This is a genomic window from Streptomyces alboflavus, assembly GCF_000716675.1.
Taxonomy (GTDB): domain Bacteria; phylum Actinomycetota; class Actinomycetes; order Streptomycetales; family Streptomycetaceae; genus Streptomyces; species Streptomyces alboflavus.
In genome coordinates this window covers 20,537-31,945 of record NZ_JNXT01000078.1, presented here as the reverse complement: position 1 = coordinate 31,945, position 11,409 = coordinate 20,537, and the positions used below count along the sequence as shown (strand labels likewise).

At 71.7% G+C, this 11,409-nt stretch carries 11 protein-coding genes; 10 read left to right on the top strand and 1 reads right to left on the bottom strand.

The features are described 5' to 3' along the window. Nucleotides 1-110: 110 nt before the first annotated feature. Nucleotides 111-1,247, bottom strand: coding sequence for a YihY/virulence factor BrkB family protein (locus OO63_RS37115; protein ID WP_030360361.1), 1,137 nt, complete (start codon nucleotides 1,245-1,247; stop codon nucleotides 111-113). Nucleotides 1,248-1,264: 17 nt separating this feature from the next. On the opposite strand from OO63_RS37115, the gene OO63_RS37110 reads away from it, so the two are divergent. From OO63_RS37110 to OO63_RS37070, 10 genes are all read left to right on the top strand, one after another. Then, on the top strand, nucleotides 1,265-2,899 hold the full coding sequence (locus OO63_RS37110) for an acyl-CoA dehydrogenase family protein (RefSeq protein WP_030360360.1): 1,635 nt from the start codon (nucleotides 1,265-1,267) through the stop codon (nucleotides 2,897-2,899). Nucleotides 2,900-3,184: 285 nt separating this feature from the next. Beyond that, the gene (locus OO63_RS37105; protein WP_030360359.1) at nucleotides 3,185-4,486 is read left to right on the top strand and encodes a GAF domain-containing protein; all 1,302 of its coding nucleotides are present in this window, start codon (nucleotides 3,185-3,187) and stop codon (nucleotides 4,484-4,486) included. Between the two features lie 162 nt (nucleotides 4,487-4,648). Then, nucleotides 4,649-5,215, top strand: a complete 567-nt coding sequence (locus OO63_RS37100) for a GNAT family N-acetyltransferase (protein WP_030360358.1) — start codon at nucleotides 4,649-4,651, stop codon at nucleotides 5,213-5,215. Between the two features lie 321 nt (nucleotides 5,216-5,536). Beyond that, nucleotides 5,537-5,620, top strand: coding sequence for a putative leader peptide (locus tag OO63_RS47645; protein ID WP_318657890.1), 84 nt, complete (start codon nucleotides 5,537-5,539; stop codon nucleotides 5,618-5,620). 115 nt (nucleotides 5,621-5,735) lie between these two features. Further along, entirely contained in the window at nucleotides 5,736-7,442 is a 1,707-nt protein-coding gene (locus OO63_RS37095) for a nitrite/sulfite reductase (protein ID WP_030360357.1), read from the top strand. Then, entirely contained in the window at nucleotides 7,439-7,618 is a 180-nt protein-coding gene (locus OO63_RS37090) for a hypothetical protein (protein WP_030360356.1), read from the top strand. Before OO63_RS37095 ends, OO63_RS37090 begins: the two co-directional genes overlap by 4 nt. Continuing rightward, nucleotides 7,615-8,331 (top strand): phosphoadenylyl-sulfate reductase, encoded by a 717-nt coding sequence (locus tag OO63_RS37085; RefSeq protein WP_030360355.1) that lies wholly within the window; start codon nucleotides 7,615-7,617, stop codon nucleotides 8,329-8,331. The genes OO63_RS37090 and OO63_RS37085 overlap by 4 nt, the downstream gene beginning before the upstream one ends. Next, nucleotides 8,328-8,927: an adenylyl-sulfate kinase gene (cysC, locus tag OO63_RS37080; RefSeq protein ID WP_199819521.1), complete on the top strand. Its 600-nt coding sequence runs from the start codon at nucleotides 8,328-8,330 to the stop codon at nucleotides 8,925-8,927. Before OO63_RS37085 ends, cysC begins: the two co-directional genes overlap by 4 nt. After that, nucleotides 8,924-9,895 (top strand): sulfate adenylyltransferase subunit CysD, encoded by a 972-nt coding sequence (gene cysD / locus OO63_RS37075; protein ID WP_380833255.1) that lies wholly within the window; start codon nucleotides 8,924-8,926, stop codon nucleotides 9,893-9,895. Before cysC ends, cysD begins: the two co-directional genes overlap by 4 nt. A gap of 2 nt (nucleotides 9,896-9,897) precedes the next feature. Continuing rightward, nucleotides 9,898-11,253, top strand: a complete 1,356-nt coding sequence (locus OO63_RS37070; protein WP_030360352.1) for a sulfate adenylyltransferase subunit 1 — start codon at nucleotides 9,898-9,900, stop codon at nucleotides 11,251-11,253. The last annotated feature ends 156 nt before the right edge of the window (nucleotides 11,254-11,409 follow it).

Genomic DNA, 11,409 nt, shown 5'->3' with positions numbered 1-11,409 from the left:
GCGGGTGGGTGGGAGAGAGCCCGTCCGGCGATTGAGGACGAGGCGCGGAGCGCCGATTCGGGGGGCACCCCGGCCGGCGGGAGGTGGCTTCGGGTGGACCCCCGGAGGGGCTAGTCCGGGTCCGGGGCGTCGCCGTTGCGCTTCGGATGGTGGGCGCGCAGGCGCGAGGAAACGTCGTCGGGGGGCAGGAAGCGGGACCACCGCTCGGGGAACTCCGAGGGCATGTCGGGGTCGTCGGGATCCTCCGCGGCCCGCGCGGCCGCGGCCCGCGCGATGAGCTCGGCGGCCTTAGCCTCCCGCACGCGCTCATTGGCCTCACGGGCGGAGGCGGTGGCGACGGACGGCCACACCCGGTCTATGGCGGCGTTGACGGCCGCCCCGACGAGCACGGCGAAGGCGGAGATCCCGATCCACAGGAGCACGGCGACGGGCGCGGCCAACGAGCCGTAGATCGTGGGCCCTTCCACGGTACTGGTGAGGTAGATGCGCAGCAGGAAGCTGCCGAGCACCCACATGCCGAGGGCGATGAGCGCCCCGGGCATGTCCTCCACCCAGGGCGACCGCACGGGCACGGACACGTGGTAGAGGGTGGTGAGGAAGATGATGGAGAGGAAGGTGACGACGGGCCAGTAGAGGATCTGGACGACCGTCGCCGAGCCCGGCACCAGCTTCACCACCGCGTCCGGCCCTGCCACCATCAGCGGCAGCGCGACGGACCCGATGACGAGGGCGACGAGGAAGAGCCCGAAGGCGAGGATCCGGGTCTTGACGATGCCGCGGGCACCGTCGAGTCCGTACATGACGGTGATGGTGTCGATGAAGACGTTGACGGCGCGCGATCCCGACCAGAGGGCGAAGAGGAACCCTATGGAGATGACGTCGGGCCGCCCGACCTTCATCACGTCCTCGAGGATCGGCTGCGCGATCTCGCGGACGCCCTTGTCGGAGAGGATCGTCCGGGACGCTTCGAGGATGTTGTTCTCGACGCTGGTGATGGTGTCCGCGCCGGTCCACCGGTCGACGTACGCGAGCAGCCCGATGAGGCTGAGCAGCAGCGGCGGCACGGACAGCAGCGTGAAGAACGCCGCCTCCGCCGCGAGCCCGAGGACGCGGTACTCGATGCAGGAGTTGACGGTGTCCTTCAGCAGCAGCCAGGCGGTCCTGCGCTTGGAGACGTTGCGGTAGAGAGCGCGGGCCCGTTTCCAGCGACCGTGTGGCCGCCCGGGTGTTTCTTTTGCCTGGTGCACCTCCTTACCGTAGCGGCATGGCAGCCACCACCCACACAGTGACCAACCAGGCTCCGCCCCTGGTGGGATATGACGTCTTCACGTCCGACCGCGCTCTGGTGGAGGGGGTCGAACGGCATCTCGACCCGTCGCTCCTGGAGGCGACTCGCGAGGAGCTCTCCGCCCTCGGCCGCACCGCGGGTTCCGCCCAGGCGCAGGAGTGGGGGGTGCTCGCGAACGAGAATCCACCCGTTCTGCACACGCATGACCGGTATGGGAACCGGATCGACGAGGTCTCCTTCCATCCGTCCTGGCACCGGCTGCTCAGCAAGGCCGTCGGCGCGGGCCTGACGGCGGCGTGGAGCCGTCCCGGCGGGCATGTGCGGCGGGCGGCGGGTTTCCTGGTGTGGACGCAGACGGAGGGCGGGCACGGCTGTCCGGTGTCGATGACGCACGCGGCGGTGCCCGCGCTGCGCGCCGACCCGGCGCTCGCCGCCGAGTGGGAGCCGCGGCTGACGTCCACGGTGTACGACGAGGGGCTGCGGCCGGCCGCGCAGAAGGCGGGCGTGCTCTTCGGGATGGGCATGACGGAGAAGCAGGGCGGCAGTGACGTACGGGCCAATACGACGCGGGCGCGGGCGCTCGCCGAGGACGGGACGTACGAACTCGTCGGGCACAAGTGGTTCTGTTCCGCGCCGATGTCGGACGGCTTTCTCGTCCTCGCGCAGGCCGAGGCCGGACTCACTTGTTTTCTGGTGCCACGGGTCCTTGAGGACGGTTCCAGGAACGTATTCGGCATTCAGCGCCTGAAGGACAAACTCGGGAACAAGTCGAATGCCTCCAGCGAGGTCGAATTCGACGGGACCTGGGCGCGCCGGGTCGGCGACGAGGGGCGCGGGGTGCGCACCATCATCGAGATGGTGGCGGCGACCCGGCTCGACTGCGTCATCGGCTCCGCGGCGCTGATGCGGCAGGCGGTGGCGCAGGCCGTGCATCACGCCACGTACCGGGAGGCGTTCGGCGGCAAGCTGGTCGACAAGCCGCTGATGCGCAACGTCCTGGCGGATCTGGCGGTGGAGTCGGAGGCGGCGACGACGCTCGCGCTGCGGCTCGCGGCCGCGTACGACGACGGGAGCGAGCGGGAGCGGGCGTTCCTGCGGCTCGCGGTGCCGGCCGCGAAGTACTGGGTGACGAAGCGGTGCACCCCGCTCGCGGGTGAGGCCCTGGAGTGCCTGGGCGGCAACGGGTACGTCGAGGAGTCGGGGATGCCGCGGCTCCTGCGCGAGGCGCCGCTGAACTCCATCTGGGAGGGCTCGGGCAACGTCCAGGCGCTCGACGTGCTGCGGGCGTTGCAGCGGGAGCCGCAGGCGCTCGCCGCGTTCCTTGAGGAGGTCGGCGCGGCGCGCGGGGCCGATCACCGCCTGGACGGCGCGATCAAGGACCTGCTCACGGAGCTGGCGGACCTGAACGGCGTCGAGGCGCGGGCGCGGCGCCTGGTGGAGCGGATGGCCCTGGTGCTCCAGGGCTCGCTGCTCGTGCGGTACGCCCCGGCGGAGGTGGCCGACGTGTTCTGCGCGTCCCGGCTCGGCGGGGACTGGGGCGCGGCGTTCGGCACGCTGCCGCACAGCCTGAATCTGGGGGCGGTGGTGGAGCGGGCGGCCGTGGGGCTCTGAGTTTCACGCCCGACGGGCGCTGTCACGGGGGTGGTGCTGCGCCGACACGGCACCACCCCCGGTCTTCAGGCCCCGTCGGGACGGGCGCCGCACGGGGCGGCGCACGGCCAAGTTTCAAACACCGCACGACTGTTCGCCAGAGTTGCAGAGGGTTGCAACTCTGGACGGTGTGCGGGTCCGGGTTCGTACGACCTGGGTGAAGCATGTCCTTCGGCGCGCCCGGAAGGGCACGATGGATGGCGTGTCCCCCTCTGTCGGCGGGCTCGGGGAGCGGGAGGAACGGTGATGAACACGTACGCGAGTTTCGACCTCGAACGGCTGACGGCCGTGAAGACCGCGCAGGCCGCACGGCTCCTTCGGGAGGTGCGCGACGCCAGGATCGCCGGCGAGCGGCCCCGTGTCGGGCCCCGGCCGGAGATAGGGGCGTCCTGGGACCGGATGCTGGCGAGCGGCGTCGACCCCGAACACGACTTCCGCTCGGGCGTGTTGAGCACGGACGAGGTGGAGCGGCGGCGGCAGGCGTCGCCGCTCAGACATGTGCTTCCGGTGCTGCGCGAGGGGCTGCTCTCGGTCGCGGACGTCGCGCAGCACATCATGGTCGTCGCGGACGCCGAGGGGCGGCTGCTGTGGCGCGAGGGCAACAGGTCGGTGCTGCGGATGGCCGACGGGCACGGCTTCGAGATCGGCGCCGACTGGCGGGAGAACATCGTCGGCACGAACGGCGTCGGCACCGCGCTGGTGGCCCGGCGCCCCGTGCAGGTCTTCTCCGCCGAGCACTTCGTCCGCACCCACCACCGCTGGACCTGCACGGGCGCGCCGATCAGCGACCCGAGGAACGGGCGGCTGCTCGGCGTGGTCGACATCAGCGGGCCGCTCGACACCATGCACCCGGCGACGCTCGCCCTGGTCTGCTCGGTCGCCAAGCTCGCCGAGGCGCGGCTGCGCGAGGCGCATCTGACGGCCCTGGACCGGCTGCGTTCGGTGGCCGCGCCGGTGCTCGCCCGGATGGACGGGCGGGCCGTCGCGGTGGACGGCCACGGCTGGACGGCGGCGGTCACGGGCATGCCGCCGGTGGACAGGATCGCCCTGCCCAAGTCCCTCGCCGACGGCCGCTCCTGGCTGCCCACGCTCGGCATGTGCACGGTGGCACCGCTGCCCGGCGGCTGGCTGCTCCGGCTCGACGAGGAGGAGCGGGACGTGGCCGGGCCCGGGGCCGGGACGCGGGTGGTGGTGGACGTCGCGGGGCCGCACCGGTGGACGGTCGCCGTCACCGGCAGCGCGGACTGCTGGACCCATGAACTGTCGCCCCGGCACGCCGAGTTGCTGTATCTGCTCGCCGTGCACCGCTCGGGCCGGACCGCCGCGGGCCTCGCCGCGGACCTGTTCGGCGATCCGGCGCGCACGGTGACGGTCCGCGCGGAGCTGTCCCGCGTCCGGCGCTATCTGGGCGGCCTGCTCGCCCACCGCCCGTACCGCTTCCACGAGGACACGGACGTCCAGCTGCTGCTGCCCGAGGACCCCTCCCGGCTGCTCCCGCACTCCCTCGCCCCCGCGGTGCTGCGCGCGCGGGCGGTGGCCGAGCCTTGACGGGGGCGGGGCCCGCTGGGCCGGTTTACACGAGTCATGAGGGGCGGCGGCCGCCGTTTCCCGGCCCCCGGGGACGGCTCACGCGGCCGCCCGGGGACGGCTCGCACGCCCCCCGGGAATCCGCCTTGGCCCGCCCCCGCCTCGCATGATTGCCTGACCGGCATGAGCATCACTCTCACCACCTGGTCCCTCGAACAGACCGCCCCGACGGATCTGCTCCCGGCCGCCGCGCCGGACGGCGACATCCGGATCGTGCGGGCCGAGGTGCCGTCGCCCGAGTTCAGCCGGTTCCTCTACGCGTCCGTCGGCGCCGACATCACCTGGGTGGACCGGCTCTCCCTCAGCTACGCCCAGTGGCAGGAGCACCTGGCCCGTCCGGGCGTGGAGACATGGGTGGCGTACGACAGGGGCACCCCCGCCGGGTACGTGGAGCTGGACCCGCAGGACGACGGCGTCGTCGAGATCCTCTACTTCGGCCTGATCCCCGCCTTCCGGGGGCGGCGGATCGGCGGGCACCTCCTCTCGTACGGGACGGCCCGCGCGTGGGATCTCGCGGAGCGGTGGCCTGGGCGGCCGGCCACGAAGCGGGTGTGGGTGCACACGTGCAGCCTCGACGGGGAGCACGCGATGGACAACTACCTGCGGCGGGGCTTCAAGCTGTTCGACACGGAGGTCTCGGAGCAGGCCGAGCAGGTCACCCCCGGCCCGTGGCCCGGGGCACGCGGCTGACGTACGCCGTCCCACGGTCACCCTCGGCCGGGGGCGCCCCCGATCGGCGCTCCGCGCCTCGTCCTCAATCGCCGGACGGGCTTTCCCCACCCACCCGCCCTTCTTGGCCCTCCGGGCGGGGAGGGCTTCGTCCCTCGGGCGGAATGGGGTGGGTGGGCGGGGAAAAATAGCCCGTCCGGCGTTTGAGGACGAGGTGCGGAGCGCCGAAAAAGCGGGGGAGCGGGGGCGCAGCCCCCATGGTTTGTCCAGGATGCGGGACGCTTACGTCCAGGATACGGACAGAGGTGGACTGCGCCGAAAGGCGCGTGCCACGCTTCCGTCATGTCTCGAGCTGGAACCGCCTTGGTGAGTCGACGTCACGTCGACCTCGGCCGCATGTCCAGCGCCATGTGTCCGGCGAGCTGAGAAACCCAGCACCGCCGCACTTCCCTGTCTGACCCCCTTCCCGCGCACCGCCGCGCCTTCTGCGCGAGTGTGCAGGTCAGAGCCGTTCTCAGCCCGCTGTGAAGGACATACACCCATGGCTGCCAACCCTGAAGACACCGCGACCGCCGCCCCCCGCGCGCCCCGGCGCAAGGCGAGCCGCCACCGTGGCGAGGGCCAGTGGGCTGTCGGTCACTTCACCCCGCTCAACGGAAACGAGCAGTTCAAGAAGGACGACGACGGTCTCAATGTGCGGACACGCATTGAGACGATCTACTCCAAGCGCGGTTTCGACTCCATCGACCCGAACGACCTGCGCGGCCGGATGCGCTGGTGGGGTCTGTACACCCAGCGCAAGCCCGGGATCGACGGCGGCAAGACCGCGATCCTGGAGCCGGAGGAGCTGGACGACGAGTACTTCATGCTGCGGGTGCGCATCGACGGCGGCCGCCTCACCACCGACCAGCTGCGCGTGATCGGCGAGATCTCGCAGGAGTTCGCGCGCGGCACCGCCGACATCACCGACCGGCAGAACATCCAGTACCACTGGATCCGCATCGAGGACATGCCGGAGATCTGGCGCCGCCTGGAGGGCGTGGGCCTGTCCACGACCGAGGCCTGCGGCGACACCCCGCGCGTCATCCTCGGCTCCCCCGTCGCGGGCATCGCCGAGGACGAGATCATCGACGGCACGCCCGCCGTCGACGAGATCCAGCGCCGCATCGTCGGCAACCCGGCCTTCTCCAACCTGCCCCGCAAGTTCAAGTCCGCGATCTCCGGCTCGCCGCTCCTGGACGTGGCGCACGAGATCAACGACATCGCGTTCGTCGGCGTCGTCCACCCCGACCTTGGCCCCGGCTTCGACCTGTGGGTCGGCGGCGGCCTGTCCACCAACCCCAAGATCGGCCAGCGTCTCGGCGCCTGGGTGCCCCTGGAGGACGTGGCGGACGTCTACGAGGGCGTCATCTCGATCTTCCGCGACTACGGCTACCGCCGCCTGCGCACCCGCGCCCGGCTGAAGTTCCTGCTCGCCGACTGGGGCGTGGCGAAGTTCCGCCAGGTCCTTGAGGACGAGTACCTGCTGCGCAAGCTGGCCGACGGCCCCGCCCCCGCCCAGCCGGTCCAGCGCTGGCGCGACCACGTCGGTGTGCACCGGCAGCAGGACGGCAGGTTCTACGTCGGCTTCGCCCCGCGCGTCGGCCGCGTCGACGGCACCGTACTGACGAAGATCGCCGACCTGGCCGCCGCACACGGCTCGGGCCGCCTGCGGACCACCGCCGAGCAGAAGATGATCGTGCTCGATGTGACCGAGGACCAGGTCGAGTCGCTGGTCGAGGGCCTGGAGTCGCTGGACCTCAAGGTCCGCCCCTCCTCCTTCCGGCGCGGCACCATGGCCTGCACCGGCATCGAGTTCTGCAAGCTCGCGATCGTCGAGACGAAGGCGCGCGGCGCCTCCCTCATCGACGAACTGGAGCGCCGCATCCCGGAGTTCGACGAGCCCATCACCATCAACATCAACGGCTGCCCGAACGCCTGCGCCCGCATCCAGGTCGCCGACATCGGCCTCAAGGGCCAGCTGGTCCTGGACGACGACGGCAACCAGGTCGAGGGCTTCCAGGTGCACCTGGGCGGCGCGCTCGGCCTGGAGGCCGGGTTCGGCCGCAAGGTGCGCGGCCTGAAGGTGACGTCGGCCGAGCTGCCGGACTACGTGGAGCGCGTGCTCAAGCGGTTCCAGGCCGAGCGCGAGGACGGCGAGCGGTTCGCCACCTGGGCCGCGCGGGCCTCCGAGGAGGCGCTGTCATGAGCGAGCGCGCCGCCCCCTTCTACTGCCCCTACTGCGGCGACGAGGACCTGCGGCCCAGCGAGCAGGGCCACGGCGCGTGGGAATGCGCGGCGTGCAACCGCGCCTTCCAGTTGAAGTTCCTCGGTCTTCTGACCCGTGGACTTCAGCGCAACGACCCTGGAGGGGAATCGATATGACGACAGCTCAGGAGCCCGACACAGCGGCCGCGGCCGAGCTGCGGGCGCTCGCCGAGCAGGCCGGGCGCGACCTGGAGGACGCCTCCGCGCTCGACATCCTCCGCTGGGCCGTGGACACCTTCGGCGCGCGGTTCTGCGTGACGTCGTCGATGGAGGACGCCGTGGTCGCCCACCTCGCCGCGCGCGCCCGGCCCGGCGTGGACGTGGTGTTCCTCGACACCGGCTACCACTTCCCCGAGACCATCGGCACCCGTGACGCCGTCGAGGCCGTCATGGACGTCAACGTCATCACGCTCGTCCCCGAGCTGACCGTGGCCGAGCAGGACGCCGCGTACGGACCCCGGCTGCACGACCGCGACCCGGACCTGTGCTGCGCGATGCGCAAGGTGAAGCCCCTCGAAGAGGGCCTCGCCGGGTACACCGCGTGGGCCACGGGCCTGCGCCGCGACGAGTCCCCGACCCGCGCGAACACGCCGGTCGTCGGCTGGGACGAGAAGCGGCGGAAGGTCAAGGTCTCGCCGATCGCCCGCTGGACGCAGGACGACGTGGACGCGTACGTCACCGAGCACGGCGTCCTCACCAATCCGCTGCTCATGGACGGCTACGGCTCCGTGGGCTGCGCGCCCTGCACCCGGCGCCTCCTCGAAGGGGAGGACGCCCGCGCGGGACGCTGGGCGGGACGCGCCAAGACCGAATGCGGGCTGCACGGATGACGGCCCCTCGAACAGCGACGACAGCGACGACGACAACCCCCCGAAGTGTTCAGGAGACCCACGTGACCGGAGCCACCGTCTGGCTCACGGGCCTGCCCAGCGCGGGCAAGACCACCATCGCCCACGAGCTGGCGCGCACCCTGCGCGCGGAGGGCCACCGGGTGGAGGTCCTCGACGGCGACGAGATCCGCGAGTTCCTCTCGGCGGGCCTCGGCTTCAGCCGCGCCGACCGGGACACCAACGTCCAGCGCATCGGCTTCGTCGCCGAACTCCTCGCCCGCAACGGCGTCCTCGCCCTGGTCCCGGTGATCGCGCCGTTCACGGACAGCCGCGAGGCGGTCCGCAAGCGCCACCAGGCGGGCGGCACCGCCTACTTGGAGGTGCACGTGGCCACGCCGGTGGAGGTCTGCTCCGTACGGGACGTGAAGGGCCTGTACGCCAAGCAGGCCGCGGGCGAGATATCGGGGCTCACCGGCGTCGACGACCCGTACGAGGAGCCCGAGTCGCCCGATCTGCGCATCGAGTCCCAGGACCAGACCGTGCAGGAGTCCGCGGCAGCCGTGTACGCGCTGCTCAACGAAAGGGGTCTGGTGTGACGACCGCCGCCAGCGTCAATGAAGGCACCGGCAACTCCGGTGACGCCGAAGGGAGTCCGGTGAGCGACAGCCCGTACGCGCTGTCGCACCTGGACGCCCTTGAGTCCGAGGCCGTGCACATCTTCCGCGAGGTCGCGGGCGAGTTCGAGCGGCCGGTGATCCTGTTCTCCGGCGGCAAGGACTCCATCGTCATGCTGCATCTGGCGCTGAAGGCCTTCGCCCCGGCGCCGGTGCCCTTCGCGCTCCTGCACGTCGACACCGGGCACAACTTCCCCGAGGTCATCGAGTACCGCGACCGGGTGGTGGCCGAGCACGGTCTGCGCCTGCACGTGGCGTCCGTGCAGGACTACATCGACCGCGGTGTCCTGCGCGAGCGCCCCGACGGCACCCGCAACCCGCTGCAGACGCTGCCGCTCACCGAGAAGATCCAGGCCGAGCGGTTCGACGCGGTCTTCGGCGGCGGGCGGCGCGACGAGGAGAAGGCGCGGGCCAAGGAGCGGGTGTTCTCGCTGCGCGACGAGTTCTCGCAGTGGGACCCGCGCCGCCAGCGCCCCGAGCTGTGGCAGCTCTACAACGGCCGGCACGCCCCCGGCGAGCACGTCCGGGTGTTCCCGCTGTCCAACTGGACCGAGCTGGACGTGTGGCAGTACATCGCCCGCGAGTCGATCGCGCTGCCGGAGATCTACTTCGCGCACGAGCGGGACGTCTTCAAGCGCTCCGGCATGTGGCTGACCGCGGGCGACTGGGGCGGCCCCAAGGACGGCGAGGACGTCGTGCGGCGCCAGGTGCGCTACCGCACGGTCGGCGACATGTCCTGCACCGGCGCCGTCGACTCCGACGCGACGACGCTCGCGGCCGTGATCACCGAGATCGCCGCGTCCCGGCTCACCGAGCGCGGCGCGACCCGCGCCGACGACAAGCTCTCCGAGGCCGCGATGGAAGACCGCAAGCGCGAGGGGTACTTCTAGCCATGACCAGCACCATCGACACCGCCGCCGGGGAACTCGCCGGTCTGTCCGCGACCACGCTGCTGCGGTTCGCCACCGCGGGCTCCGTCGACGACGGCAAGTCCACGCTCGTCGGGCGCCTGCTCCACGACTCCAAGTCGGTCCTCGCCGACCAGCTGGAGGCCGTCGAGCACGCCTCGCGCAGCCGCGGCGCCGAGGGCCCGGACCTGGCGCTGCTCACCGACGGCCTGCGGGCCGAGCGGGAGCAGGGCATCACCATCGACGTGGCGTACCGCTACTTCGCCACGCCCCGGCGCCGCTTCATCCTCGCCGACACCCCGGGCCATGTGCAGTACACCCGCAACATGGTCACCGGCGCCTCCACGGCCGACCTGGCCGTGGTCCTCGTCGACGCCCGCAACGGCGTCATCGAGCAGACCCGCAGGCACGCCGCCGTGGCGGCGCTCCTTCGGGTGCCGCACGTGGTGCTCGCCGTGAACAAGATGGACCTGGTCGCGTACGAGGAGAAGGTGTTCGCGAAGATCGCGGAGGAGTTCACCGCGTACGCAGGCGAGTTGGGCGTCCCCGAGATCACCGCCATCCCGATCTCGGCGCTCGCCGGGGACAACGTGGTGGAGCCGTCGTCGAACATGGACTGGTACGGCGGCCCGACGGTCCTGGAGCACCTGGAGACCGTGCCCGTCAGCCACGACCTGACGAGCTGCCACGCGCGCCTGCCGGTGCAGTACGTGATCCGGCCGCAGACCGCCGAGCACCCCGACTACCGGGGGTACGCGGGCCAGATCGCCGCGGGCACGTTCCGGGTCGGCGAGTCGGTCACCGTCCTTCCGTCGGGCCGGACCTCGAAGGTCGCGGGCATCGACCTGCTCGGCAAGCCCGTGGACGTGGCGTGGACCCCGCAGTCCGTGACGGTGCTCCTGGAGGACGACATCGACGTCTCACGGGGTGATCTGCTCGTCCCGAGCAGTGATACGCCGTCCACCAGCCAGGACATCGCGGCGACCGTCTGCCACGTCGCGGACACCCCGCTCGTGGTGGGCCAGCGGGTGCTGCTCAAGCACACCACGCGTACGGTCAAGGCGATCGTGAAGCAGATCCCGTCCCGGCTCACCCTGGACGACCTGTCCCAGCATCCGAACCCCGGGCAGCTCGTCGCCAACGACATCGGCCGGGTCCTGGTGCGCACCGCGGAGCCGCTCGCGCTCGACGCGTACGCCGACTCCCGCCGCACCGGCTCCTTCCTGCTCATCGACCCGGCGGACGGCACCACGCTGGCCGCGGGCATGGCGGGCGAGGCCTTCGCCAAGGCCGAGGACGCCCATGGCGCGCCCGCGGACGACGAGGGCTGGGACTTCTGACCATGACCTCCATCGACGTGTACGCGACGTTCGCCAAGGAGGGCGGACGCGTCGGCAGCGGCGCGCTGGGCAGCGGGCAGGGCGGAGTCGCGCGATGTGCGCGCTGACGTACGCGCACCGCATGCGCGCCCGCACCCCCCGCCGTCCCTTCGCACG